Below are 26,125 nucleotides of genomic sequence, written 5' to 3'. Positions count from 1 at the left end.
TTAACTATATTATCAGATTAACTATATCTGTGCTATATTGCTCTTATCAACCTCCAAGTTAGTTGCCCACACACCAGCTATCGTTGATTTTTGCTTACCATCTTTGTCTTTGCTAATCGTAAAAGCTTTAACTACAGTAACTTTCGTGCTTGAGTCTTTGTTTAGAGGTATGTCATAATACCATCTGTATGCGATAGATGTATTGCCCATAGTACTCTTATGACTTTGATATTCAGAGCTATCTAAGCACTCATATAGATGTTTATGATTACCCTGTTTTATTCTAAATATATAATCTTCTCCATTTTGTATTACTGATTCTATAAAGGGTTTAGTAGCATAGATACTATCTGCTAGCCATATAAAGTTCATTCTTGGATGTTGTGATCTAAGTTTTGGTAATAAGCGTTTAGCTGCATTAATTTCACAGTCTTGCTTCTTATCACCATCAGTGTTTTTAATAGGTTCAGGCATTAATGGGAATATTTGCTTTTGATTTGGATGGCATATTATTGCTTGTAATGCCTGATGGCTATATTCTACTTTACCATTACGTTTTCTCTTTTGTAAACATTCTTCACATTTTATAGTTTCAGATGAATGGTATTGTGTAGCATCTAATGCTACAAGATACTTATCTTCAAACCTAAAATTAGATAAGTGCTTACCTCGTTGTAAACGGTTTAAGTAGTTATTGAATATTGGTTGAAACTTATCATACTTAATATTTGATATGATAGTCCTCAGTTGATTATCACTAGGTATTTCTGTAACTCCAAATTGGGTTTGCAGATTATTTTTATATTGTCGTTTCTGCATTAATCTTTGATATTTTAATAAGCTAGATGATTTGTAAAACATACAGGCAAGGGTAGATAATGCAGCATCACTAATTTGATAATTTACACTACTAGCTCGTCTATTATCTGGTAAATTACTAATGTTAGACTTAAATCCATCTATAAGTGGCTGTAAACTTAGATGTTTTTTGGTTTTGACCATTACATAAAAAATATTTTAATATTTGTATGTTATTATCTAATAATATTAAGTATTTTAGTATATTCTAGTGAAAATTAGTGCGAAAAAGTTAAAAACTAAGCATTGAGTTTAATAGCTTTGTGGGCTCACTGAGAATAGCTGTTATCCAGTTTGAGGAAAGGTTGCAGGCATACCTATAACAGTTTAATGAAGAGGCTCCCCAATAGTGCCCTTTTAAAGTATTATACAACGATCACAGCAATTTCTTTCATTATCTTCCGAATCATCATCTATTGAAAGATTAACATCATCCGATAAAGAAAACTCTTCATCATCTGATAAATAATTCTCATCATATATTTCTAAAGAGCCATAGGTTTTACGGCGACGATTATTTAATGATGACAATAACTCTTTATCTTCTTCGCTGTCTCTATGCACTCGAATATCCACTCTAGGAGACCTTAAACTATTCCTACTTCTGCTTATATCTTCTAAAAAAGGAGATTTTTCATCTTCTTCATCCAAATAAGAATTATTTTCACTAAAAGATCTAAATCGAACAGGAATTTCGATAGTAGAGTGACTTCTACTTCTACTTATATCTCCTAATAGAGGAGATTTCTCATCCTCTTCATCCAAATAAGAATTATTTCCACTAAAAGATCCAAATCGAACAGGCATTTCGATAGTAGAGTAAGCCCTGCGCCTACTTGGATCATCATATATCTCTGTTTGATGATAAAGATTATTTGATACAGTTACTAATTTATCACGAATAAGAAGTTTTAATTTATCTTTTATTAATAAATTAAGTACTTTTTTATTAATACATATGATATTATTTTGATCTGTTTTATATTTGTACAGCAATTGGCCTTTTACATTAAGTATAGGTTTATCTAAAATTTCACCAGTAACTCTATCTCTCACTGCTTTAATTTGGATATATGTAGCGCTCCATCGTTTAGTTACTTTAATAATTGTTTCAATATATTTTTTTATAAGAGTGCGATATTTCTTAGTATTTGGATTATTTCGTGATTCTAAATCTATATATCCAATAATTTTTAAAACTATACTATCATTAGCATTTACAAAATTAAGTATATAATCTATATGGTTTTCTTCTAGGTATATAAATGTACTTCTTTCCTCTGTACTATTAATTAATATTAAAGCTGGCTTATTATAGATGCGTGATAAACAAATTTCATTATTATAAGAAAAACTATAATTTGCGTATGATACAGCATTTTCACAGGTCACTGGAGATAAATAAGCATCACTCTCTTCTTCAGGTTCTTTATTTTCAAAACTGGCATGTCTTGCAGCATCTAAACTAGCTCTATGTTTTCCAGGAAATAAATAAGCATCACTCTCTTCTTCAGAGTTTTTATTTTCAAAACTGGCATGTCTTACCGCTTCAGAACTAACTTTACGTTGTCCAAGCAATCTACCAAATAAAATCTCTTCTGATTTTATAATTTTACTTAGCTTAGCTTCGTTAATACATTGTATTGTTATTCCTTCTCTAGAAAGTCTATTTTTTACACCTAATTTCATTGTAAATACACCTTCTGGGTTATATATAGGTCTAATAACACCAGCTGTTACAGACTTTCCAAATTTCTTGGTATTTACAGGAGGGGGAAGGAGCCTTAAATACGAAGCTAATCTTACTCCTCCTTTAGATTTCTTATGAACATATCTAATATATAAGTTTATGAAGTGCATGTCTTGGGCTGTTTGTTTAACTGAAGTAATAAATTTAATTTTTATATTTCCACTAGAACTATTTATATAATTATCTATAACTCGTTGCTTATTTTTAAAGTAAAAGAATATAGTCCTGCCTTGATCATTATCAACTAATATTACAGCTATCTCTTGATGAATTTTTGCTAAACAAACTTTTTCATCATAACGACTTCTGAATCTACTTTCATGTATATCGTCTTCTCTAAGGTAAATCATTTGTGTATAAAAATATTGTTTTATACACAAAGTAAATTATTATATTTATCTAGTTGCAATAGATTTTATAGCTAATTTAAAAAATAGTGCCTATTTTAGAATTTTTTATCATTATTTAGCATAAAGAAATCTACTATTTTTTTCTTTAGTGATTTTGATGGCATCGTCAAGTTAACTAATTGTCAGCTATTCTCAGTGAGCCCACAAAGCTATTAAACTCAATGCTTAGTTTTTAACTTTTTCGCACTAATTTTCACTAGAATATACTAAAATACTTAATATTATTAGATAATAACATACAAATATTAAAATATTTTTTATGTAATGGTCAAAACCAAAAAACATCTAAGTTTACAGCCACTTATAGATGGATTTAAGTCTAACATTAGTAATTTACCAGATATAGTTAATCTGATAATATTGTGCTAAAGACGTGAGTAATAGCATCAGATAAATTATCAAAAGAATTATTTACTTTTCTTAAAATTCTTTTAAAATTGGCCCAAATTTTTTCTATAGGATTTAAATCAGGAGAATAAGCAGGAAGGTATAGTATCTGTATATCAAACTTCTCTGCTATTTTAGCCAATTTAGGAGACTTATGAAAACTAGCATTATCCATAACAACAGTAGTCTTTGGAATTAACTCAGGACATAAATGCTCTTCAAACCACTGATTAAGAATTTGAGTATCTGTATATCCAGTATACTCTAGCGGTGCTATAATCTTCTTTTCTAAATAGTTATAACCAGCAACTATACTTTTTCTCTGAGTTTGATAAGCAATAACTTCACCATAGCTAGGTTTACCAACAAGAGACCATCCTCTTAGTACAGACTGTTTATTATCCATACCCATTTCATCTAAATATACAAGTTTGTTAGGTTCAATAGTCTCAACAACCTCTATAAAACTTTGCCTATCTTGTTCTTTTCTTTGCTTATATTTATAATCACCAGTTGTCTCGTATAAGTTTATCCAAGATCTAGTAGTACGGATATCTATATTAAAAAAATTACTTAGCTCTTTGTCTGTTAGGCCTTCTTTATATTTAGTTATTACGATATCTCTGAAATCTTGGCTATATGATGACATTTTTTCTAAATATTATAACATTATTGTCAAATAACTATCGGATTAACTATATGTTTCTTTTGACCACCACGAGCCATTTAACTTAAGATAGTTATTTGGTGCAACTGTCGAATAAAACATACCAATATGCCCAATCGGCTCAAGTGAACTCATAACTTGATCTAATCTTGAGCTAAGCGCAGCAATTTGAGTATCAATTTGAGTCTTTAGATAATAAATATCATCATGATTATGATCTTGATCTGATTTTTGATTCAAGAGATTATTTACTTCAATTTTTTGGTAATAAAGATCATTATGATTATGATCTTCAAATGTCTGAGTATCGACAAATGATTCAATAGGTGCTGCTAATTCAACATAACTAGTATTAGAAAAAGTTAGAAAAAACTCTAATTCAATCTCTAAAGATGTATCATTTACTAATTCAATGCTTGGAATTAATCCATATGCAAAAACATCACCATCATCGTCATATAAATAAGCCTTTGAAATTATTCCTGTAATATTTTCAAGAGGTGGAATTGTTGCTAAAATCTTGATAGTATTATCGTTTTCTTCATCTGCTGTGATATCAGTTATTAGATTTCGATATATCTCATTACCATAAGTTTCTTGATCAGAAACTGGTGAATCTGTGACAGCAAACTCTCTAATTGCTACATTTTTCCCAGTTTGTTGAGCTTCTGTGAGCTTATTCATCGCTGTGATTGTTAAGCTTAATTGACTAGACATTTTGTACCTCTATAATTAAATCTTTCAATTCTTGAATAAATGCTGCAACATTAGATTTGATTTTATACTTAAGTCTGATTCGACATGCCATACCCACATAAGTATTAGATTTAGATCCTATCGAAACTAAATAATTAATAATCGTTTGCACATTTTTATTTTTTGCGACGATTTGTTTGAGAAACTCTAAATCAAAGTTATCATCTGTCGCAGTAATATTGATACGAGCCGTATGCGCAGTCTTACTATTTTCATACCATTCCGTAACACTAATTAGATAATTATTTAATTCTAGTGCTTGTTTTAGCGCTCCTAAAGTGCCTTTTTTACGATGAATTTCAATTGATTTTTGGATATATTGTCTTTTTGCTGACTCATTCAACTCATTATAAATTGAAAAATCAACATTAAAAAACCAAGCTAAATATACTAGAAATTCTGCTGGGCATTCATTAACATCATATATTTGCTTAATTAGAAGCTCTTTCTCATCTAGTATACTTGTAAAACTTGCAACAATATTTTTTTCTAAATTAGTGGCATTTGGTGGTAATAAACTAGTCATCATCCACCTCGCTGATATCAATATTTGTGCAAAATGGCACTTGAATATTAGATGTTTTTATATTTGTAGCTGGTATATTTAGCTCTTCAACAACTGCAACACCTTCAATATTCAAGCTCGCATATATCTCAGAAATTGCAATCTCAGCAGCTATACGCTTTTTATTATCAACAAGAGCTTTAACATTATCAAGCATCGTATCTAAGACCATTTGTTTATCGACATTTTTCTCTAATCTGACTACAGCATCTATACTATAATTAACAGCTTCGATACTTGAGACAACTACTTGTACACCTAAAGGTTTTCGATCTTGATGATTAAGATAAGCTGAGATTATCGCCAATAATTCAGCTGTTGCAACCCCATTTTCTTGCTCGTTTGATTGGATCGCCACAAATGCTTTTGCAGGTTGACTATCATCATCAAATGCAATCACATCAACAACTCTACTATCAGCTTCAAGAGCTAATGACTCATATGCTCCAGCTGCTCCAGCACTTGAGACTTTACTAAGTGCTTTGATAACTCTAGTTCTATATCTATCGTCACCTTCGTCAGCTTGGCGCTCTTCTGCTAATAATGCCCCTAAATTATCAAGATCAGCCTCTTCTGCTGATGCAATCAAGATTGCTTTAATCTGATCGTTTCGCTGTTGATCTTTAATTGTCAAAGCATACGCACACGCCTCGAATATTTTAATTACAGGATCACTTTCAAGGTATGCATCCCAACTAGGCTCTAGCCCTTTGAATTTTTTGATTAATTTCATCAAATTATCTTCATAACTGATTTTTGATATTGAATTTGGCAATGGCAATTTTGATAAATCAAAGCTCATATAGTCGTCTCTCCTAAACTCACAGTTTCACCTTTATATTTAAACTCAACATTGATGACTAGCTTACCGTTTTGATCAGCTTTGACTGTCAATTTACCGCCAACTAAAGAAATGCGAGGCTCCCATTTATCAATAGCTTCAGCAACTGCTTTATATATATTAGCTATAGTAGTTGTATTAATAGGATTATCACGATACTTATAGATATCACTGCCATAATCACAGAGCTTTACTCTTGAGCCAATAGGGGTTGTCAAAATATCTGTAATTGATTGCTTAACATGATCGAGATCTGTAATTAAACGTCCATTATTATTTGATATACCTATCATCAATACACAAAAAAATACTAATCTTAATTAAATTTTATAGATTTTGTTGATTTGTATCTGGGCAAGTTTTATATTTTAAATAAGTTTGTAATATGTATAAACAATGTATATACTTAAATTTATAACTTAAGGAGACTAATATGGAAATTTCAATCAAAAAATGGGGTAATTCTTTAGGTATAAGAATACCACAAACTATTTTAAATAGTCTTAAAATTAAAGAAAGTCAAAAACTTGATATTCACATCGAAAATGGCAGTATAGTAATTAAACCTATCAGTGAAGAATTAGAGCAACTACTTGCTCAAATTAATGATAAAAACTTACACAATGAAGTTGAGTTTGGGAGCTCTCAAGGGGATGAGATATGGTAGCTAAATATATTCCAGATATTGGTGATATAATTTGGATTAATTGTGACCCTAGTACAGGTAATGAACATAAAGGTCATCTCCCTGCAATCATTTTAAGCCCAAAACAATACAACAAATTAACTAATCTATGTATCTGTTGCCCAATGACAACAAAAATAAAAGGCTACCCATTTGAAGTAGCTATTGATAATAAAAGTGCTGTATTAGCAGATCAAATTAAGAGCTTAGATTGGGTTGCTAGAAAAGCAAAATTTAAAGGAAAATTATCATCAGAACAATTACAAGAAATCAAAAACAAACTTCACACATTATTACAAATCTAATATCTTTTTAATCAAAATATTATAAGTTTGTTGTTGCTGCTTTGTTGGTATCAAACGCCCAAATATAACTCCCACAGCTAAACAAGATATGACCAAACCAACAATAATTACTATCAAATACTCAATCCCAAAATTATTCACTATAGAATTATTAGAATTATGCTTAGTGGTAGAGTTAGTTTGTGTTGTATTTTGAGAATTATCTGATAAATTTCCCAACACGGCTTGCGTCTTGCCTTGTCCTGATTCGATAGTATTATTAGTATCTGTATTTGCTTGTTTAACATTTGAATCATAAAAACTCGATGATTTATCATCACCATTATTTAAAGCTATTTTTGCCTTTAAATCTCGTCCTGCCCCATTGCCATTATTAGTTGATGTACTTGAGTGATTTTGTTTATCGCCAATATTTGGTATCACACTTTTCAAACTATCACAACCACAAAGAACTATACAAGATAATATTATTATTAATTTTCTCATTTTTTTTGTACCTCTTTTTTCTTAATGTATTTTTGATAAATCATATCTAAATCAACATTGCGAATTCTCAAAGCTGCTAAAGCATAAATATAAGTATCTAAAGCTTCATTTCTTTTATCTGGTGCGACATTATGCCATTCATATTTAGGAAATCCTTTGACATACTTGACGATTCTTTTCTCTGCTGTTAGCTGTCCAAAATATATATCATCACATAAGCCTTTTTTGAAGTGGATAATCCCCGATCCAGCTTGCTCATCTCGATTTAATCTGTTATAAATCACACTTTTAGCTTCATCAACTCCCAAAATAAATAAATATAATTTGCGTTTTGCTTTTTCTAATTTCAAAGTGGGTTTAGTATAAAAAGGCACTCCAGACCCACCACGACCTTTGATAGCAAAGGGCTTGCCAATTGGGCGAGATCTTACATACTCATATGCTTTTGATGTCATATTGTTTGTGCCGCCTGTATCTAAGCAAGCAGATTCTATATTTAGGCTACGACCATTTTTATGCTTAAATTTTTTGTTATCAAGATACTCGCTTAGCTGTTGCCACACCTCATCTTGATCCGTATCACCATAAAAAATCTTATAATCTAAAATCCAAGATTCTTCACCAACACCAAAACCAATAACTTGAATCTCGATGCGATCTAACTGCACATCAATACCAGCTGTAATAAAAAAACAATTTTCAGCTAATAACTGCCATTTTTCAACACGTGATAAAAGTATGTTTGGATCAGTCGTCTCGCCTGTTTCTTCCCAAGTTTCAGCTAGTGAAATATTGACAAAACTCTTTAAATCATTAGTTTGTTTTTTTTCTAAAAATGATCTGACAATATCTTCAAATTTTCGAAATGGCGAGTAGATCTCGTTGAGATGAAAACTCGCATGACCATCAAATGGCATCGATGCAATCCATTTGCCTTTTTTTAACATTTTAAGTTTTTGGCTATCAGTAATAGCAGCACCACAGTTTTCACAAAAATATTGTGCTGTCTCAGGTTTATGCTTATCTTTGTCTTTTTGCCAATGGATATTGCTCCACTTTAAATCTTGGAAATGTTGACAATGTGGGCAAGGCACATGATATTTGCGTCTATCACCAGCATCAAAACTCATCTCAATAAAAGAATTACCCTTGATTGTTGGCGTACTTGTTAATATAAGCTTTCTTTTTTTACCAAAAGTGGCAGCACGTTGCCAAAGTAAATTAACAGGGTGACCCTCATGACTACGCTCATAGCCATCAACTTCATCACAATAGATTTTCGGAGCTGATCTGCCGCGCATTGTATTAGGTGAACCTGACCAAGCAAACATCAAAAAACCACCGTTATAAGATTTCATTTTTTGATTATTAACACCTTCACGCCCTCGAGGTTTGGCAAGTGTATCTCTGATACTTGTACTATAATCCACCATAGGATTAAATTTAGTTTCTAGCCAAGTTTTTAAATCAGATTCACTCGGTTGCATCATGATTTGTGATTCTGCTTGATGCTCAATATAATAACCAATCGCATTATTTAAAAGTGCAGTTTTGCCTAATTGCGCACCCCACATCAGCGTAATTTTATTTATATTATTATCTTCAATCGCATTCAATATTCCTTCTTGATAACTTAATGTGTGCCATTTACCAGCCATTGCTGAAGTTCCACTAGGCAAAAATACATGTTTAGCTGACCAATCAGATATAGTTAATCCGATAGTTATTTGACAATAATGTTATAATATTTAGAAAAAATGTCATCATATAGCCAAGATTTCAGAGATATCGTAATAACTAAATATAAAGAAGGCCTAACAGACAAAGAGCTAAGTAATTTTTTTAATATAGATATCCGTACTACTAGATCTTGGATAAACTTATACGAGACAACTGGTGATTATAAATCTAAGCAAGGCTTGGGTTGCGGTAGAGTAGCAACCTTTACAGATAAGGAAGCGATAGAAAGCTACTTAAGAACATATCCAGATGCAATGGCTTTAGATATTAGAGAAGCATTAGCTCCTGAAATACCTAGAAGCACATTTTATGATTGTCTTACCAGACTTGGTTTTAGTTTTAAAAAAAGACACCTAAATATAAGCAAAGAAAAGAACAAGATAGGCAAAGTTTTATAGAGGTTGTTGAGACTATTGAACCTAACAAACTTGTATATTTAGATGAAATGGGTATGGATAATAAACAGTCTGTACTAAGAGGATGGTCTCTTGTTGGTAAACCTAGCTATGGTGAAGTTATTGCTTATCAAACTCAGAGAAAAAGTATAGTTGCTGGTTATAACTATTTAGAAAAGAAGATTATAGCACCGCTAGAGTATACTGGATATACAGATACTCAAATTTTTAATCAGTGGTTTGAAAAGCATTTATGTCCTGAGTTAATTCCAAAGACTACTGTTGTTATGGATAATGCTAGTTTTCATAAGTCTCCTAAATTGGCTAAAATAGCAGAGAAGTTTGATATACAGATACTATACCTTCCTGCTTATTCTCCTGATTTAAATCCTATAGAAAAAATTTGGGCCAATTTTAAAAGAATTTTAAGAAAAGTAAATAATTCTTTTGATAATTTATCTGATGCTATTACTCACGTCTTTAGCACAATATTATCAGATTAACTATAATGATAATTTTATAATTGGTTTAAAATATCTATCTAGTGATTGTTGTGTAAACTCTATAAATTTATCAAGTTTCATTATCACCCTCAGTCATATTAGCGATCGTCTCAAGCGCTCCCTCACAGATCTCATACATTGCAGCTTTTATTTCAGCAGTTATTTTCTCATTTAAAATATTAATATTAGACTCATTTAAAATCTCGGTCTCGATGCGATCAGGAACATTAAGCAAACGACTGCGTATCAATGTAAATAGATTACTCATAACACTCTCTACATCTTCAACATTTATTACTTTTTTTTCTGCAAGTTCTGCTTTGGTTTTTTGCTCATCTGCCTGATATTTAATTAAACGATATTTTTCTTGTTTGGTCTTAATCTCTAACTCTTTTGCATCACCTGTTACTGTTGTTTTATTATCATATTGTTGCTCTATAGCTCTATTTTTTCGCCATTGATACACATCAGCCGTATTAAGTTTCCAAGCCACTCCTTTTGAGCCTTTCGAAATCACAGGGCAGTTTTTACGAACCCAAATATCAATTGTCGTAGTTTCTACACCAAAAATATCAGCGAGTTCTTGTTTATTATAGTTAATCCGATAGTTATTTGACAATAATGTTATAATATTTAGAAAAAATGTCATCATATAGCCAAGATTTCAGAGATATCGTAATAACTAAATATAAAGAAGGCCTAACAGACAAAGAGCTAAGTAATTTTTTTAATATAGATATCCGTACTACTAGATCTTGGATAAACTTATACGAGACAACTGGTGATTATAAATCTAAGCAAGGCTTGGGTTGCGGTAGAGTAGCAACCTTTACAGATAAGGAAGCGATAGAAAGCTACTTAAGAACATATCCAGATGCAATGGCTTTAGATATTAGAGAAGCATTAGCTCCTGAAATACCTAGAAGCACATTTTATGATTGTCTTACCAGACTTGGTTTTAGTTTTAAAAAAAGACACCTAAATATAAACAAAGAAAAGAACAAGATAGGCAAAGTTTTATAGAGGTTGTTGAGACTATTGAACCTAACAAACTTGTATATTTAGATGAAATGGGTATGGATAATAAACAGTCTGTACTAAGAGGATGGTCTCTTGTTGGTAAACCTAGCTATGGTGAAGTTATTGCTTATCAAACTCAGAGAAAAAGTATAGTTGCTGGTTATAACTATTTAGAAAAGAAGATTATAGCACCGCTAGAGTATACTGGATATACAGATACTCAAATTCTTAATCAGTGGTTTGAAGAGCATTTATGTCCTGAGTTAATTCCAAAGACTACTGTTGTTATGGATAATGCTAGTTTTCATAAGTCTCCTAAATTGGCTAAAATAGCAGAGAAGTTTGATATACAGATACTATACCTTCCTGCTTATTCTCCTGATTTAAATCCTATAGAAAAAATTTGGGCCAATTTTAAAAGAATTTTAAGAAAAGTAAATAATTCTTTTGATAATTTATCTGATGCTATTACTCACGTCTTTAGCACAATATTATCAGATTAACTATATTATGAAATAATTTGCGCTTATCGAGCTTAGTTTTTTGTTTGAGGTCTTTAGGATTTTGACCTTGTGATCTAAGTGAATTATAGTGCTGAGTTATTTCTCGAGCTTTTTTAAGACTTATTTTGGGGTAACTACCTAACCCCAGACTATAAGACTTATTATTAAAATTATAACGATAAAGCCAACTTTTTGTATTAGCAGCTTTGATAACTATATATAAGTTAGATATATCTTTTATCATCTCAATATTATTTGAGTTTTTGCTATGTTTGAGGTTATTTATTTGGGTTGTTGTTAACTTCATCTACACCCCTTTTTTTCTCTAAAAATTGCTCAATTTCTGCTTTGATCCAGTATCGATCACGTCCAATTTTAATATTTTTTGGAAAATTTTCATTTTTTTGCCAACGCCGAATTGATGAATCTTTAAATCCCATTTTGACAAGATCATTTATTTTGAGATATTCTTGCATTCTTGAGCCTTTTCTTTCCTAACCTTTTTTAAAAATTTATTCGCAAAAAACAATGTTCTAAAACTCTTTAGCTCACCTTCTTTAATACTAAAAACACAGTATTTATTTTTTTTCATCGAGATATAATAATTCATACATTTTCCTTAATAAGATTATTTAAAATACTTCTAAGCAACTTGTAAGCTTCTTGTTTGCATCGATGCAAATTTATTAATAAAATAAACCTGTCCTTTACCTGTGATTTTTGGGGTTTTACTAACAGAAATATGCCCATCAGAATGAGTAACTGTTGTCTCTTTAATTCTGAACAAACCTAGATCCATTGACTTCTGCGTTGGGGTATTAAAATCAGCTCCAATACGTCTAATCAAATAGTTATTCTCTCTTAACCAACTAAAAAGCCGATTAGCTCCAATATCAAAGCCATTTTGTTTGATAATCTTTGCAAGCTCACCGACAAGAATAGTTGAGTTTGAAGATGATACCGAATCTGCGAATAGCACCTTAGGTTTTTGCTGTTCAATAGTCTGCTTAGCTTGCTCTAATTTCTGCTCTGAATCTAAAGCTATTTGGAGTATTTGTTTTCTTGTTAAAGTTTGTGGAATATTTTGTTTAAATTGCTTCTCGCATTGAATGAAATATTTTCTGATTTGCTTACCTTTTTCAGATCTTTGTAGCATTGAAATTTCTTTAGCCATATCTAAGCTAATAATATGTTCAATAAATGTAGATTCATTACCTTGAGCTGTGACTCTTTTTTGAGTAATAGCTATAAAGTCTTCATTTGCAGAAAAACCATATTCACACATACGATTAAACCAATCATTATATTTCGTTCTAACACTTAAAAAACTATGCAAATCCCTAGCATTTACGCTATTTATTTCTTCATCACCAATTTGATTTTTTGATATTGCTATATTCACTTTTAACCCCTTAAATTAAACAAAACATCCAAAATAAAAATACTAGTAACTAATAAACTCCTTAACTTTGATAAATACCATATTGAACAAGCTGCTTTCTTCTAATCTCACCGTACTTTGTTAACCAAACAAGTTTCAAAAACCTCATGTACATTTTTTTACAAATCTCTTCTTTTAACCAAATGCTTAAACTGTTTAAATTTTGCTTTTTTTACTTTCCCTTTTGACGATACGTTTTTAAGTTTGCCTGTCTCAAACCAATTATGTATCGTTACTGGTGTAACTCCTGTCATATCTGATATGACTGAGGGTGGTAAAGCTATCTCATCAAAAAAACTCATCGTTTCTAAGGCTTTGGATGCATCCGCGATTTTCTGTAAAGCATTTTCTGTTATAGTTAATCTGATAATATTGTGCTAAAGACGTGAGTAATAGCATCAGATAAATTATCAAAAGAATTATTTACTTTTCTTAAAATTCTTTTAAAATTGGCCCAAATTTTTTCTATAGGATTTAAATCAGGAGAATAAGCAGGAAGGTATAGTATCTGTATATCAAACTTCTCTGCTATTTTAGCCAATTTAGGAGACTTATGAAAACTAGCATTATCCATAACAACAGTAGTCTTTGGAATTAACTCAGGACATAAATGCTCTTCAAACCACTGATTAAAAATTTGAGTATCTGTATATCCAGTATACTCTAGCGGTGCTATAATCTTCTTTTCTAAATAGTTATAACCAGCAACTATACTTTTTCTCTGAGTTTGATAAGCAATAACTTCACCATAGCTAGGTTTACCAACAAGAGACCATCCTCTTAGTACAGACTGTTTATTATCCATACCCATTTCATCTAAATATACAAGTTTGTTAGGTTCAATAGTCTCAACAACCTCTATAAAACTTTGCCTATCTTGTTCTTTTCTTTGCTTATATTTAGGTGTCTTTTTTTAAAACTAAAACCAAGTCTGGTAAGACAATCATAAAATGTGCTTCTAGGTATTTCAGGAGCTAATGCTTCTCTAATATCTAAAGCCATTGCATCTGGATATGTTCTTAAGTAGCTTTCTATCGCTTCCTTATCTGTAAAGGTTGCTACTCTACCGCAACCCAAGCCTTGCTTAGATTTATAATCACCAGTTGTCTCGTATAAGTTTATCCAAGATCTAGTAGTACGGATATCTATATTAAAAAAATTACTTAGCTCTTTGTCTGTTAGGCCTTCTTTATATTTAGTTATTACGATATCTCTGAAATCTTGGCTATATGATGACATTTTTTCTAAATATTATAACATTATTGTCAAATAACTATCGGATTAACTATAACAATAATTTTCCTTATTGTGAAGTAGAAATATTATAAACATATTTATATATCTCTTATTCTTCTAATTCTTTCTAACTTTCTAAAAGAAATATAAGGAATATCAGATGAAGGTCTTAGTTCACCATAACTAATATAATAAAACATTCTTTGGCAATCAGCAGGAATTCCATTTTTTTCCCACTGAGATATTGCTGAAGCAGTTTTACCAACAATTTTTGCAATTTTACTGACATTCCCAAAATAATTTAAAACTTCTTCTCTCGTCATATTACTAAGATAGTTGGATATTTATTGATTAAATAATAAGAAAGCAAAATATAAATATCCACATAAAAACACCAAAATAAATATTTTACTAAGAACTTTACATATTTAATTTAGCTAGCTAAACTTATTAAATAGTTTATGGTTTAAATTAGTTAATATTATGGGAATAACTAAACTTACAAAAAACTTAATTCTAGAAAGAATGAATGATCTAGGCATAAAACAAGTTAATATAGCTAAAATGCTTGGTGCTTCAACAAGCTCTGTTAGTAATTGGGTTAATGGCATATATGATCCAAGCAGCAGCGAATTACCAAAATTATTACAAATACTTAAGCTATCTATTATCAATGGTGAAATTGTAAAAAACAATAATGGAATTGAAGTTCCTATAATTAATATCTCTAAATTAACCACATCAGCAATTAAAAGCAAATCTTCTACTTATCTAACCAAAGAAGAAAATATAGAGTATATTATTAAGGTTGATACGCATAATTTTTTGTTTCCGTATGGATCTAGCTTATATATAAAAAAATTCAATGGTGTCAATGATTTTAAAAATAATATGCTAGTAATTATAGAGAATGATAACAAAGAATTAAAAATAGAGAAGTTAAGTTTTTTCAATAATACTTATTATTTATCTTGCAAAGAGAAACTTAAAAGTGTTACTTTAATAAATATTAAACACAAAATTAGCTTAGTAAAATTTGATGATTTTTAAAACTATTTTTTCAAACACTATTGAATTTCTTAAACAATTATTTGAGGTTATATCAGACTTCTCACTAGAGAGGAAACATATTATTTTTAATCAAATGAATGGATTTTATATTCTATCCTTAATGTATACACTTTTTCTAGCATTAAGTATGCTTACTTCTTATAGGTTCTTTAATTTCTTTAATTTAGCTACTAGCGCTACTGCAATTTTTTTTATAGGTCTTTGTTTTGTTATAACTAATATTGTCACAGAAAATTATCACTATGTATATGCTCGACGTATGACTTTTTTTGCGCTTTTTTCAATTGGTTTAGGTTTTGCTATTTTACAGTTAACAAATATGCTACCAGCACCTCAAGGTAAAGAAATATATGAATCTTCATATAATATTGTCATGAAAAGTGAATTTACTCATGTTTTCTTTTATAATTGTATTGCAGCTTTATTAGGTCTAAATATTGCCTCATATATGCTGGGTAGATTTAAGAAACAAAAATTAAACTTAATTATTAGAATCTTGTTAGCTGATGTAATAGGTGAGTTCGTCTTTACTTTTTCAGTTATCTTCTTAATCATGCTCCCAATTGGGATATCTATATCAACAATTCTAACAATGACTATTATAAGCTTTTTATCAAAATTAGCATTTAGTTTAATTTGCTCAACAGTAATTATACCTATTTCATATAAAATTATACCTATTATTGATGGAGGTATATATGAACCGGAATTTTTGAAATCTTAAAAATTAAGGAGAATGATATGCACAAGACTATAAAAAAACTTAAGCATTTATTACTTGAAGCCTCTCGGTTATCATTACACATATATCAAGAATATAATAGAAAAGAATATTCTCTTGTTATTTCTGGAAAGTTTAATGATTATGTTATAGTCAAAAAATATTGGGTTATAAAAAATAAAGAAAAGTTTAAAAAACGATATCATAATATAATTGATCAATTAGCAAAAAACCTACATCCTATTTATGAGCCTAAGATAACAATGATCGACTTTGATAAACAAAAAATAACTTGTTTAAATTATAAATCTGAAAGGGTTGATTTTAGTTTAAACAACTACAATATCAATAAACTAGGATTAAACTCAAAAATTGTTTAAAAAAAGTATGCATTTACTATAAAAAAGAATCTCTTATTAGACTTTAATGAATTATTATCTTGCCTTCAGAAATATACACTAAAGTATGAAAATCCTTTATTATATGATTATATGGTGTGTGATAATATTTTCTATATTTTTGAAGTATGGAATGATCAACTTGATTTTAATAATCATCAGAAGAGTATTCATTTATATGAGTTTAGAAAAAAAAGACATTATTTAATAACTGATATCAAAGAAATAAATTGTCTTAACTAAATACTACTCAAAATATAATTTTTGATGGCATTGGGTATTGAATATTAATAGATAATAATATCAAGCTCTTAACAAATCAATAAATTATATTGTTAAAAGTAAGGATGTTTAAATGAAGACTGCTTTCAAAGTTATTACTGCATACCTAACTACTATTTTTATGAATAAACAAAATAGTAAACAACATGAATTACAAAAATTGAAAGAAGCTTTAGATCGTGACCGTGAAGAAGCAAAAGAGAATGAAACTGTAAGTGAACTCAAAAAATCTCAAGTTAAAGCTATTGAAATAAATGGATTGACTAACGGCAATACCATCATGTTTGATTATATAGATAGCAAAGGAGTTAAAACAAAAGGAAGAATTTTAAAAATAAATAAAGTCGATCAAAATTCTATTAATGGCATATGTTTAGAAACAAACCAGTTTAAAAAATTTAAAAAAGAGAACATTGTCAATTGCAAATCTATAAACATAGATACAGGAGAAGTAAAACAGTTACAAACAAAAAACAAAAAGCTTGTAACAACACCTAAACAAAGAACTGCATTCTATACAAAATTAAAAAGAAAAGATTTAATAATCTCATATAAAAAATTGAAAACAAGTCCATTACTATATTTATATATCACTGATGAATTTATAAATAAAGATGATAAAGAGCAGCAAAAAATAATAATGTCTTGCATAGGTATAGAAGAATGGGTGGAAGCTGTATATTTAAAATGTTTAAAGGATGATTTTATGGAAGATTTCGCTTATTTTATATATGATAGTAATAAGCTAGTTAAAGCCACCAAACCCGAGAAAGAACGGCATATTAATGATATTTATAAAAGAATTGAAAAAACAAAATATAGTAGCAATTCTAAAGAATATAGCCCTTAAAGAATTACGTAATGATATAGCTTCTATGTGGCCTGCAGATAGAATGACACTCTTTTAGATCAATTAATCAAAAATATCAAACTTAATAGCTACTATGATGAGGCTTATAATAAGGAATTAGAAGCCTATAAATTATTCATACACAACAGTCATTATACTTTAAAACAGATACAGAACACTTTTATAGAATACTCAGATATAGCCAATAAGAACATTGCCTATAAAGTTCATTCCAGCGACATAACAATCGAGTAATGAGATATTATTTAAACATAATAATTTGCTATAAAAAGTTACTATTTTCATCAAATAAGTTTATAAATAATTATGTGCAAGAGTGATTTTTATAACTCTTCTAAATCATAAATTAATAGGTGTAAATATGAATAATTTAAAAAAATGTACATCTTGTGAGCATCAAATAGATAAAAATGCAAAAACTTGTCCTAATTGCGGTAAAAAACTTAAAATAAATTTAGTTGCTAAATTTATTATCTTTGTTATTGCTGTTTTCATCTTGATTAGTCTTCTTCCTGAAAACAAAAAGATTGATAATTCACAGACACAAACAGCTAAAAATAATACTTCTATAAAGTTAGATCCAATAGATTTAGAAAAACAAAAAATTAGAGATAATTTAATTAATGAGTGGTTAAATGACGGTTATTTAAACAAAATTAGATATTCTAATAATTATGTCAAAGTATATGTCTCTGATTCTTTTAATAGAGGTACATTCAATGTCAAGCAGAAGAATATTAGTGTCATTTATGATTATTACAGTATTAAGCATCAAATTAGCACAAGATCTAAAATATTTATGATCGTCTATCTTTATGATAATTCTACTCACAAAAAAATAGGCGAGTATTCTTCTACTTATGGATTAAATCTAGTTGATTAGTAATTTTTTTAAGTTTCTAACAGTTATAAAAATATTTCAATGTAGTACCTATGTAGTACCTAGAAAAAATTTAATGCTTCTTTTTGATCAATTTTAAAAATATTTTCTTTATCAAAAACTAACAGAAATAATATTAAATATGTAATTTTTACATACTCATGTATACATTGATATGTATAGCTTACAGAATATTTAAATAATAGTTGATTTTTATAAATTGTACTGTATAATTTATACCAATTACTCGCATAGCTCAGTTGGTTAGAGTACTACCTTGACATGGTAGGGGTCACTGGTTCGAATCCAGTTGCGAGTACCACTTTAAACTTCAATTTTTTATTAAAAATAAAGACCTAACTCGAAACATTATATCATCGCATGCTATTTTTGCTTCATTAACTCTAGTATATAAATCAAAAAAACCATGTACTAGGCCTTCATAACATTTATATCTCACATCAGTATTAGATTTAGATAGTAAGTTTGCATACAACCTTCCATCATCTTTTAATACATCTAACTCTGTTGTAAATACTAGTGCTGGTGCTAAATCATTAAAATTTGTTCCTCGAATAGGTAGAGCATATGGACTTTTTATATCACTTACTCCACTAAAATACTGTTTCCAAAACCATCGCATTGTATCTCTTGCCATCACAGCAACAACTGCCGCAAGGTTGCCTCCACAGCTTTCTCCCCAAACACCTATTTTTGAAGAATTAATATTAAGCTCTTTGCTATTATTAAAAACCCAACTCGTAGCAAAAAAGCAATCTTCTAGTGCTGCTGGAAAAGGATGTTCCGGAGCCAATCTATAGTCTACAGCTATAACCACGCAGCCAACTTCTCTAGCTATACGCCTACAAGTCTGATCATAAATATCCATATCATCTCTTATTACAAAGCCTCCCCCATGAAAATACATTAATGTAGGTAATTGTAGATTATTAGATAATGGATAATATAATCGTAACTTAATACTTTGATAATGTGAGTTTATTATTCTAGTCTCGACTTTTGTCATTGTAATAGGCTTTTCTTTAGGTTTTCTATAAAACATTTCATTAAAAACTTGTCTTAATTCTTCTGGAGAAAAGGAAGAATAATCTGGAAATCCCGCAGAATTATAATTATAGTTAATCTGATAATATTATGCTAAAGACGTGAGTAATAGCATCAGATAAATTATCAAAAGAATTATTTACTTTTCTTAAAATTCTTTTAAAATTGGCCCAAATTTTTTCTATAGGATTTAAATCAGGAGAATAAGCAGGAAGGTATAGTATCTGTATATCAAACTTCTCTGCTATTTTAGCCAATTTAGGAGACTTATGAAAACTAGCATTATCCATAACAACAGTAGTCTTTGGAATTAACTCAGGACATAAATGCTCTTCAAACCACTGATTAAAAATTTGAGTATCTGTATATCCAGTATACTCTAGCGGTGCTATAATCTTCTTTTCTAAATAGTTATAACCAGCAACTATACTTTTTCTCTGAGTTTGATAAGCAATAACTTCACCATAGCTAGGTTTACCAACAAGAGACCATCCTCTTAGTACAGACTGTTTATTATCCATACCCATTTCATCTAAATATACAAGTTTGTTAGGTTCAATAGTCTCAACAACCTCTATAAAACTTTGCCTATCTTGTTCTTTTCTTTGCTTATATTTAGGTGTCTTTTTTTAAAACTAAAACCAAGTCTGGTAAGACAATCATAAAATGTGCTTCTAGGTATTTCAGGAGCTAATGCTTCTCTAATATCTAAAGCCATTGCATCTGGATATGTTCTTAAGTAGCTTTCTATCGCTTCCTTATCTGTAAAGGTTGCTACTCTACCGCAACCCAAGCCTTGCTTAGATTTATAATCACCAGTTGTCTCGTATAAGTTTATCCAAGATCTAGTAGTACGGATATCTATATTAAAAAAATTACTTAGCTCTTTGTCTGTTAGGCCTTCTTTATATTTAGTTATTACGATATCTCTGAAATCTTGGCTATATGATGACATTTTTTCTAAATATTATAACATTATTGTCAAATAACTATCGGATTAACTATATCTATTATATTTTGCATTTCTTTTGAAAGAATCATATTACCATCTCTTCAAGTCGTTACCTCTCACAGATATTAATACACTAATTATAAAAATAACAAAAGAGAAACAATTATTTATATAGTGACAGTTCTCACATTTTTTTTAAAAAAAAGATGACTTAACATAGCTATTATTGACATAGAAAACACTGTTATAACTAATACAGAACTACTAATTCCAAATACTTTACCTATAAACGAAGCTCATAATCCAGAAAAACCTATTTGTGCAAATCCAACAAGTCCAGAAGCTACACCAGATTTATCCTTAAAAATATTTATCGCTGAGGCTATTCCCAAAGGAAGAACTATACCATTTGATATAGAAACAATAGACATGGGCAGTATTATTTCAAAAGCACAATCCATATCAAATATTAACTTAAACAAAATAAACAATACTCCACCAACTAAAAAAAACAATAACCCTATATAGAATAGTTTTTCACCGCCCCATATATCTATTACTTTTTTACTAAGCAAGTTCCCCAAATAAATCATTATAGCTAAAGGAATATAAAAATACCCAACAGTATGTTGAGAGTATCCCATTTCATTAAACAAAAAAGTTGACTGAGAAAGGTATGAAAACCACGCACCATACACTAAGCAAACAGGTACAACGTAACTTAAAAAACTTGAATTAGATAGTAATAATGGATAATCATGAAAAATACAAAATATTTTTTTATTTACCCTGTTATGATTTGTTTCTTTCAAAAACAACAAGCTCATAATAAGCAAAACAATACCGTATAAGGCAACGAATTCAAAAGTTGCTTGCCATCCAAAAAATGTAGATATATAGCCTCCAATTAATGGAGCTATTGCTGGAGAGATAGCAACTATTGGATATATAGTTAATCCGATAGTTATTTGACAATAATGTTATAATATTTAGAAAAAATGTCATCATATAGCCAAGATTTCAGAGATATCGTAATAACTAAATATAAAGAAGGCCTAACAGACAAAGAGCTAAGTAATTTTTTTAATATAGATATCCGTACTACTAGATCTTGGATAAACTTATACGAGACAACTGGTGATTATAAATCTAAGCAAGGCTTGGGTTGCGGTAGAGTAGCAACCTTTACAGATAAGGAAGCGATAGAAAGCTACTTAAGAACATATCCAGATGCAATGGCTTTAGATATTAGAGAAGCATTAGCTCCTGAAATACCTAGAAGCACATTTTATGATTGTCTTAACAGACTTGGTTTTAGTTTTAAAAAAAGACACCTAAATATAAGCAAAGAAAAGAACAAGATAGGCAAAGTTTTATAGAGGTTGTTGAGACTATTGAACCTAACAAACTTGTATATTTAGATGAAATGGGTATGGATAATAAACAGTCTGTACTAATAGGATGGTCTCTTGTTGGTAAACCTAGCTATGGTGAAGTTATTGCTTATCAAACTCAGAGAAAAAGTATAGTTGCTGGTTATAACTATTTAGAAAAGAAGATTATAGCACCGCTAGAGTATACTGGATATACAGATACTATACCTTCCTGCTTATTCTCCTGATTTAAATCCTATAGAAAAAATTTGGGCCAATTTTAAAAGAATTTTAAGAAAAGTAAATAATTCTTTTGATAATTTATCTGATGCTATTACTCACGTCTTTAGCACAATATTATCAGATTAACTATAACTCATGTGATAGACTTGGCATAGCCGGTATATAAATATCAGAAGCCAACAATCCCATACTACTCATCATAGCTAAAACTACCATATATCTAAAAAAGTATCTTTTATCACTTATATTCATTTAATATTTTACCCTAATCTAAGCTATTTAAATTAATAGATAACAAGCTATTTGCTACCCTAGGAAATCCTGCAAATGGAGTTACTAAAAGTAAAGTCTCTATAATCATTTCTTTAGAAGCTCCAATATTAATAGCTGCTTCTAAATGTGACTGTACTTGTGCCTGAGAATCACCTATTGCGCAGCATACCGCCACTGTAATTAGCTCTTTAGTTAACATAGACATCTCAGTTTCTCTAGCAAAAATTTTTTCAAATGCAAAATCAAAAGTTAATTTTGAAAAATCTGGAGCTATTTCAGCTAATATATTAATTAATTGCTCACCAGCATGTTTACCATGTAATTGATCAAATAATTCTCTACCATTTTTACTAAAACTATCAGCATTAATTATACTTTTAAAAGCTCTTATTGCTTTAGTTGGGATAAAATTCTTAATATCAAAATCACCTATTTCATTTATATAAAATGGATCATTAGCTACATAATCATTGGCTGCTTGAATATTCATCGTTGAAATAATAAACCCTCCAGATCTATTATTATATGGGCCTGATGCAAGTATAAGTCCCTTAGCATAGTATTTTTCCAAATATTCTGTATGTAATTGTTTATATTCATCTACAATCGTTAAATTTTTCTTATATTTAATTTCGATTAATACCATTTTATTAGCCCTTAGTTTGGATTAAAGTGTTATAGAAATAACACAATGATTCTTATAGAATATTAATACCTAAAAAAAGAAAACAATGATATCAAAAAAGAATCAATGAAAATAGAGATCCTACATTATCAAATATTTGATAAACTTGCACATACATTAAATTTTCGTAGAACTGCAAAAGAACTAAATTTATCTATTTCAATAGTTTCAAAAAAAATAAAAGAATTAGAAATATATTATAATTCTAAGCTTTTTTATAGAACTACAAGATCAGTTTTATTAACTGAAATGGGGCAAAATATATTACCTAGGATCAAAGAGCTTATCCTGATAGAAGAGCAGATAAAACTTGATTTAAATAATAATTATCAATTTGCAGGCAATTTAAAAATTGGGATACCATTTTCATATTTTGAATCTATCTTAGGTAAAATAAAGACATATATCAACAATAATGATAATGTCTATATTGATTGGAAAATTGGTAATTATTTAAATAACCTTTATGAAGATAATTTCGATGCGATTATTTTCTGTGGCTCAATTCCAGATGGTAATTTCTATGCAAAAAAAATTGCTACATGGAGAAAAGTTATATGTGCTGCTCCTGATTTTTGAAATATAATGGTGTGCCGTACAGTCCAAAAGAACTAGCAAGATATCCTTGTTTAGATCATTCTGAAAATTTTAAATCAACATGGAGGTTAGATAAGGAGTATAATATCAACCTAAAGCAAAAATGTTCTTTTTCAAGCTTACTTACAAAGATGGCTATCAATTCTTTAGGGATAGTATATTTACCATCATTCACAGTCGAGGACTATATTAAACAAGGCTTATTGACAGAAATATTAAAAGAATATACTTACAACAAATTTGATATATATCTAGTATCTAAAACTCCTTTTGCAGAAAATAGAAAAATTCAAGAAATATTAAAACTATTGTCATAAATAAACTATTATCAAACTATTTTAAAATCACTATTTCTCGTCTATTACCCAAGTCTGCAAAGTATTTAAAAGTTCTGTAAAAATATCTGCCATCAAAAGTAAATCAACTTCATGACCAACATTATCTTCTTTATTTAAATCTTTAATACCATCTAAAAATTTAATCGTTTTAAACTGTAGTTTTGTATTTGCTGTCATCGCTAATTGCTCACGCCAAATTATAGCCAACTCCGTAATATAACCACCACTTTCAATAAATGATTTAATATTATCATTAAGCATAGAGCTACCTTGGCATGAAATATTTGCAACACTATCACCAATAGCACTTGTTAGCTTACATTTATCTGCAATTTCCACATCTACTGGGTATGCATTATCTACAAGCCATTCCGTTAAAACATCTGTCTCTTCTTTTACTATTGGCTCAAACCTAGCCTCACACCTTTGTAATAAATCCAAAACCTCTATAATTTGCTTATCAGCAACACTATCTATTACAAGGTAATTATTAGTAAGGTCCAGATAACCAAAAGTTTTTTTAAATTTACTAAAAGCCAAAGGAAGTAGCTTTTGCTCCATATCTTCTTTAATCTGAGACTTCTCTTTTTTACTAACATATCTAGTTAATTCAAGCTCTTCAATATAATCTTGAGCCTGTTGATTTATAACTTGAGCTGGCAAGATTTTCTCTTCATTCAACAAGCAAAAAGCTACTAAATGATTAAAACGAAATAGACAGTTTTCCTCATTTTTAACAAAAGGATTTATAAATCCACGTGATGCTTTTTGTGAGTTACCACATGCTTTAAAAGCTAGTTTATTTAATGAATCTTCAAAAATATCTATATTAATATCAGTAATTTTATAAGCAGTAAGATTTTTAAAAAACATTTGTTCTCTTTATTTAAATAAATTATCTCAGAATAATAAAACATCTGACTACAAAGTAGAACCATTAAAATTCAAAAATCATATATTTTGTATATCACCTCTAGATATACTATCTATAATTCATCTGCTGGAGATATAGTTAATCCGATAGTTATTTGACAATAATGTTATAATATTTAGAAAAAATGTCATCATATAGCCAAGATTTCAGAGATATCGTAATAACTAAATATAAAGAAGGCCTAACAGACAAAGAGCTAAGTAATTTTTTTAATATAGATATCCGTACTACTAGATCTTGGATAAACTTATACGAGACAACTGGTGATTATAAATCTAAGCAAGGCTTGGGTTGCGGTAGAGTAGCAACCTTTACAGATAAGGAAGCGATAGAAAGCTACTTAAGAACATATCCAGATGCAATGGCTTTAGATATTAGAGAAGCATTAGCTCCTGAAATACCTAGAAGCACATTTTATGATTGTCTTAACAGACTTGGTTTTAGTTTTAAAAAAAGACACCTAAATATAAGCAAAGAAAAGAACAAGATAGGCAAAGTTTTATAGAGGTTGTTGAGACTATTGAACCTAACAAACTTGTATATTTAGATGAAATGGGTATGGATAATAAACAGTCTGTACTAATAGGATGGTCTCTTGTTGGTAAACCTAGCTATGGTGAAGTTATTGCTTATCAAACTCAGAGAAAAAGTATAGTTGCTGGTTATAACTATTTAGAAAAGAAGATTATAGCACCGCTAGAGTATACTGGATATACAGATACTATACCTTCCTGCTTATTCTCCTGATTTAAATCCTATAGAAAAAATTTGGGCCAATTTTAAAAGAATTTTAAGAAAAGTAAATAATTCTTTTGATAATTTATCTGATGCTATTACTCACGTCTTTAGCACAATATTATCAGATTAACTATATCAATATTTATAAATAAATTA

At 29.4% G+C, this 26,125-nt stretch carries 34 protein-coding genes, 1 tRNA gene and 2 pseudogenes; 14 read left to right on the top strand and 23 right to left on the bottom strand.

Annotation, left to right across the window (positions count from 1 at the left end):
• Positions 1 to 21: 21 nt before the first annotated feature.
• The 7 genes from ACR0PV_RS05825 to ACR0PV_RS05795 all read right to left on the bottom strand — a co-directional run bounded on the left by ACR0PV_RS05825 (position 22) and on the right by ACR0PV_RS05795 (position 6,527).
• The gene (locus ACR0PV_RS05825) at positions 22 to 1,002 is read right to left on the bottom strand and encodes a hypothetical protein (protein ID WP_488172212.1); all 981 of its coding nucleotides are present in this window, start codon (positions 1,000 to 1,002) and stop codon (positions 22 to 24) included.
• A gap of 213 nt (positions 1,003 to 1,215) precedes the next feature.
• Positions 1,216 to 2,958, bottom strand: coding sequence for a hypothetical protein (locus ACR0PV_RS05820; RefSeq protein WP_488172211.1), 1,743 nt, complete (start codon positions 2,956 to 2,958; stop codon positions 1,216 to 1,218).
• A gap of 406 nt (positions 2,959 to 3,364) precedes the next feature.
• A complete protein-coding gene (locus ACR0PV_RS05815; protein WP_488172210.1) occupies positions 3,365 to 4,054 on the bottom strand; it encodes an IS630 family transposase in 690 nt (229 codons plus the stop codon).
• Positions 4,055 to 4,096: 42 nt separating this feature from the next.
• On the bottom strand, positions 4,097 to 4,789 hold the full coding sequence (locus tag ACR0PV_RS05810) for a phage tail-collar fiber domain-containing protein (protein WP_488172209.1): 693 nt from the start codon (positions 4,787 to 4,789) through the stop codon (positions 4,097 to 4,099).
• Positions 4,782 to 5,357, bottom strand: a complete 576-nt coding sequence (locus ACR0PV_RS05805; protein WP_488172208.1) for a phage tail protein I — start codon at positions 5,355 to 5,357, stop codon at positions 4,782 to 4,784. Before ACR0PV_RS05805 ends, ACR0PV_RS05810 begins: the two co-directional genes overlap by 8 nt.
• Positions 5,347 to 6,195, bottom strand: a complete 849-nt coding sequence (locus tag ACR0PV_RS05800) for a hypothetical protein (protein WP_488172207.1) — start codon at positions 6,193 to 6,195, stop codon at positions 5,347 to 5,349. Before ACR0PV_RS05800 ends, ACR0PV_RS05805 begins: the two co-directional genes overlap by 11 nt.
• Positions 6,192 to 6,527 carry a GPW/gp25 family protein gene (locus ACR0PV_RS05795; protein ID WP_488172206.1) on the bottom strand — a complete coding sequence of 112 codons (336 nt, stop codon included), beginning with the start codon at positions 6,525 to 6,527 and terminating at the stop codon, positions 6,192 to 6,194. The genes ACR0PV_RS05800 and ACR0PV_RS05795 overlap by 4 nt, the downstream gene beginning before the upstream one ends.
• Before the next feature lie 140 nt (positions 6,528 to 6,667).
• On the opposite strand from ACR0PV_RS05795, the gene ACR0PV_RS05790 reads away from it, so the two are divergent.
• The gene (locus ACR0PV_RS05790) at positions 6,668 to 6,901 is read left to right on the top strand and encodes an AbrB/MazE/SpoVT family DNA-binding domain-containing protein (RefSeq protein WP_488172205.1); all 234 of its coding nucleotides are present in this window, start codon (positions 6,668 to 6,670) and stop codon (positions 6,899 to 6,901) included.
• Entirely contained in the window at positions 6,895 to 7,224 is a 330-nt protein-coding gene (gene mazF, locus ACR0PV_RS05785) for an endoribonuclease MazF (protein ID WP_488172204.1), read from the top strand. Before ACR0PV_RS05790 ends, mazF begins: the two co-directional genes overlap by 7 nt.
• Here the strand turns inward: mazF and ACR0PV_RS05780 are convergent.
• Entirely contained in the window at positions 7,213 to 7,710 is a 498-nt protein-coding gene (locus ACR0PV_RS05780) for a hypothetical protein (protein WP_488172203.1), read from the bottom strand. The genes mazF and ACR0PV_RS05780 overlap by 12 nt on opposite strands.
• Entirely contained in the window at positions 7,707 to 9,389 is a 1,683-nt protein-coding gene (locus ACR0PV_RS05775) for a phage terminase large subunit family protein (protein ID WP_488172202.1), read from the bottom strand. The genes ACR0PV_RS05780 and ACR0PV_RS05775 overlap by 4 nt, the downstream gene beginning before the upstream one ends.
• 78 nt (positions 9,390 to 9,467) lie before the next feature.
• Between ACR0PV_RS05775 and ACR0PV_RS05770 the strand changes: the two genes are divergently transcribed.
• Positions 9,468 to 10,348 (top strand): IS630 family transposase gene (locus ACR0PV_RS05770; protein WP_488172201.1). Its coding sequence is split into 2 segments (ribosomal slippage): positions 9,468 to 9,792 and positions 9,792 to 10,348, totalling 882 coding nucleotides; the frame shifts between segments, so codons are not numbered across the junction.
• Positions 10,349 to 10,418: 70 nt separating this feature from the next.
• Here the strand turns inward: ACR0PV_RS05770 and ACR0PV_RS05765 are convergent.
• A complete protein-coding gene (locus tag ACR0PV_RS05765) occupies positions 10,419 to 11,000 on the bottom strand; it encodes a DUF1441 family protein (RefSeq protein WP_488172200.1) in 582 nt (193 codons plus the stop codon).
• Here ACR0PV_RS05765 and ACR0PV_RS05760 point away from each other — a divergent pair.
• Positions 10,991 to 11,871, top strand: a protein-coding gene (locus ACR0PV_RS05760; RefSeq protein ID WP_488172178.1) for an IS630 family transposase whose coding sequence is annotated in 2 segments (ribosomal slippage) — positions 10,991 to 11,315 and positions 11,315 to 11,871 — 882 coding nt in all. Because the reading frame shifts where the segments join, the coding sequence is not laid out codon by codon here. The two genes, ACR0PV_RS05765 and ACR0PV_RS05760, sit on opposite strands and share 10 nt — an antisense overlap.
• Here the strand turns inward: ACR0PV_RS05760 and ACR0PV_RS05755 are convergent.
• From ACR0PV_RS05755 to ACR0PV_RS05725, 7 genes are all read right to left on the bottom strand, one after another.
• Positions 11,849 to 12,178 carry an Arm DNA-binding domain-containing protein gene (locus ACR0PV_RS05755; RefSeq protein ID WP_488172199.1) on the bottom strand — a complete coding sequence of 110 codons (330 nt, stop codon included), beginning with the start codon at positions 12,176 to 12,178 and terminating at the stop codon, positions 11,849 to 11,851. The genes ACR0PV_RS05760 and ACR0PV_RS05755 overlap by 23 nt on opposite strands.
• Positions 12,150 to 12,347 carry a helix-turn-helix transcriptional regulator gene (locus tag ACR0PV_RS05750; RefSeq protein ID WP_488172198.1) on the bottom strand — a complete coding sequence of 66 codons (198 nt, stop codon included), beginning with the start codon at positions 12,345 to 12,347 and terminating at the stop codon, positions 12,150 to 12,152. The genes ACR0PV_RS05755 and ACR0PV_RS05750 overlap by 29 nt, the downstream gene beginning before the upstream one ends.
• The gene (locus tag ACR0PV_RS05745) at positions 12,326 to 12,481 is read right to left on the bottom strand and encodes a hypothetical protein (RefSeq protein ID WP_488172197.1); all 156 of its coding nucleotides are present in this window, start codon (positions 12,479 to 12,481) and stop codon (positions 12,326 to 12,328) included. The genes ACR0PV_RS05750 and ACR0PV_RS05745 overlap by 22 nt, the downstream gene beginning before the upstream one ends.
• A 33-nt stretch (positions 12,482 to 12,514) precedes the next feature.
• On the bottom strand, positions 12,515 to 13,273 hold the full coding sequence (locus ACR0PV_RS05740; RefSeq protein ID WP_488172196.1) for a phage antirepressor KilAC domain-containing protein: 759 nt from the start codon (positions 13,271 to 13,273) through the stop codon (positions 12,515 to 12,517).
• Positions 13,274 to 13,431: 158 nt separating this feature from the next.
• Positions 13,432 to 13,614, bottom strand: coding sequence for a hypothetical protein (locus ACR0PV_RS05735; protein WP_488172195.1), 183 nt, complete (start codon positions 13,612 to 13,614; stop codon positions 13,432 to 13,434).
• A 56-nt stretch (positions 13,615 to 13,670) separates the two neighbouring features.
• Positions 13,671 to 14,551 (bottom strand): IS630 family transposase gene (locus ACR0PV_RS05730; protein WP_488172194.1). Its coding sequence is split into 2 segments (ribosomal slippage): positions 13,671 to 14,227 and positions 14,227 to 14,551, totalling 882 coding nucleotides; the frame shifts between segments, so codons are not numbered across the junction.
• 95 nt (positions 14,552 to 14,646) lie between these two features.
• Positions 14,647 to 14,871 carry a Cro/CI family transcriptional regulator gene (locus ACR0PV_RS05725; RefSeq protein ID WP_488172193.1) on the bottom strand — a complete coding sequence of 75 codons (225 nt, stop codon included), beginning with the start codon at positions 14,869 to 14,871 and terminating at the stop codon, positions 14,647 to 14,649.
• A gap of 160 nt (positions 14,872 to 15,031) precedes the next feature.
• Here ACR0PV_RS05725 and ACR0PV_RS05720 point away from each other — a divergent pair, with 160 nt between their 5' ends.
• From ACR0PV_RS05720 to ACR0PV_RS05695, 6 genes are all read left to right on the top strand, one after another.
• Positions 15,032 to 15,598 carry a helix-turn-helix domain-containing protein gene (locus tag ACR0PV_RS05720; protein WP_488172192.1) on the top strand — a complete coding sequence of 189 codons (567 nt, stop codon included), beginning with the start codon at positions 15,032 to 15,034 and terminating at the stop codon, positions 15,596 to 15,598.
• Complete coding sequence (locus ACR0PV_RS05715) at positions 15,588 to 16,343, top strand: VUT family protein (protein WP_488172191.1); 756 nt, start codon at positions 15,588 to 15,590, stop codon at positions 16,341 to 16,343. Before ACR0PV_RS05720 ends, ACR0PV_RS05715 begins: the two co-directional genes overlap by 11 nt.
• A gap of 17 nt (positions 16,344 to 16,360) precedes the next feature.
• A complete protein-coding gene (locus ACR0PV_RS05710) occupies positions 16,361 to 16,720 on the top strand; it encodes a hypothetical protein (RefSeq protein WP_488172190.1) in 360 nt (119 codons plus the stop codon).
• A gap of 421 nt (positions 16,721 to 17,141) precedes the next feature.
• Positions 17,142 to 17,870, top strand: a complete 729-nt coding sequence (locus ACR0PV_RS05705; protein WP_488172189.1) for a hypothetical protein — start codon at positions 17,142 to 17,144, stop codon at positions 17,868 to 17,870.
• 382 nt (positions 17,871 to 18,252) lie between these two features.
• Positions 18,253 to 18,774, top strand: a complete 522-nt coding sequence (locus ACR0PV_RS05700) for a zinc ribbon domain-containing protein (protein ID WP_488172188.1) — start codon at positions 18,253 to 18,255, stop codon at positions 18,772 to 18,774.
• A 242-nt stretch (positions 18,775 to 19,016) separates the two neighbouring features.
• Positions 19,017 to 19,093, top strand: a tRNA-Val gene (locus ACR0PV_RS05695).
• A gap of 9 nt (positions 19,094 to 19,102) precedes the next feature.
• On the opposite strand, the gene ACR0PV_RS05690 is transcribed toward ACR0PV_RS05695, so the two are convergent.
• From ACR0PV_RS05690 to ACR0PV_RS05680, 3 genes are all read right to left on the bottom strand, one after another.
• On the bottom strand, positions 19,103 to 19,834 hold the full coding sequence (locus tag ACR0PV_RS05690; protein ID WP_488172187.1) for an alpha/beta hydrolase: 732 nt from the start codon (positions 19,832 to 19,834) through the stop codon (positions 19,103 to 19,105).
• Between the two features lie 76 nt (positions 19,835 to 19,910).
• Positions 19,911 to 20,791, bottom strand: a protein-coding gene (locus ACR0PV_RS05685) for an IS630 family transposase (protein WP_488172186.1) whose coding sequence is annotated in 2 segments (ribosomal slippage) — positions 19,911 to 20,467 and positions 20,467 to 20,791 — 882 coding nt in all. Because the reading frame shifts where the segments join, the coding sequence is not laid out codon by codon here.
• A 293-nt stretch (positions 20,792 to 21,084) separates the two neighbouring features.
• Positions 21,085 to 21,720 (bottom strand): MFS transporter, encoded by a 636-nt coding sequence (locus tag ACR0PV_RS05680; RefSeq protein WP_488173966.1) that lies wholly within the window; start codon positions 21,718 to 21,720, stop codon positions 21,085 to 21,087.
• Between the two features lie 66 nt (positions 21,721 to 21,786).
• Between ACR0PV_RS05680 and ACR0PV_RS05675 the strand changes: the two are divergent.
• Positions 21,787 to 22,530: pseudogene (locus ACR0PV_RS05675) on the top strand (transposase).
• Here the strand turns inward: ACR0PV_RS05675 and ACR0PV_RS05670 are convergent.
• A complete protein-coding gene (locus ACR0PV_RS05670; protein ID WP_488172185.1) occupies positions 22,531 to 22,656 on the bottom strand; it encodes a hypothetical protein in 126 nt (41 codons plus the stop codon). It lies immediately after the preceding pseudogene.
• Between the two features lie 13 nt (positions 22,657 to 22,669).
• Positions 22,670 to 23,323, bottom strand: coding sequence for a carboxymuconolactone decarboxylase family protein (locus ACR0PV_RS05665; protein WP_488172184.1), 654 nt, complete (start codon positions 23,321 to 23,323; stop codon positions 22,670 to 22,672).
• A gap of 105 nt (positions 23,324 to 23,428) precedes the next feature.
• Between ACR0PV_RS05665 and ACR0PV_RS05660 the strand changes: the two genes are divergently transcribed.
• Together ACR0PV_RS05660 and ACR0PV_RS05655 are read left to right on the top strand one after the other, a co-directional pair.
• Positions 23,429 to 23,941: a LysR family transcriptional regulator gene (locus tag ACR0PV_RS05660; RefSeq protein ID WP_488172183.1), complete on the top strand. Its 513-nt coding sequence runs from the start codon at positions 23,429 to 23,431 to the stop codon at positions 23,939 to 23,941.
• A gap of 11 nt (positions 23,942 to 23,952) precedes the next feature.
• On the top strand, positions 23,953 to 24,276 hold the full coding sequence (locus ACR0PV_RS05655) for a LysR substrate-binding domain-containing protein (RefSeq protein WP_488172182.1): 324 nt from the start codon (positions 23,953 to 23,955) through the stop codon (positions 24,274 to 24,276).
• A gap of 30 nt (positions 24,277 to 24,306) precedes the next feature.
• Here ACR0PV_RS05655 and rdgC read toward each other — a convergent pair whose 3' ends face one another.
• Complete coding sequence (gene rdgC, locus ACR0PV_RS05650) at positions 24,307 to 25,170, bottom strand: recombination-associated protein RdgC (RefSeq protein ID WP_488172181.1); 864 nt, start codon at positions 25,168 to 25,170, stop codon at positions 24,307 to 24,309.
• 185 nt (positions 25,171 to 25,355) lie between these two features.
• Here rdgC and ACR0PV_RS05645 point away from each other — a divergent pair.
• A pseudogene (locus ACR0PV_RS05645) lies at positions 25,356 to 26,099 on the top strand (transposase).
• Positions 26,100 to 26,125: the final 26 nt, after the last annotated feature.

It is taken from the genome of Francisella sp. AG1 (genome assembly GCF_057683165.1).
Note: the sequence above shows the minus strand (reverse complement) of the source record. Positions and strands in the feature narration are given on the sequence as shown.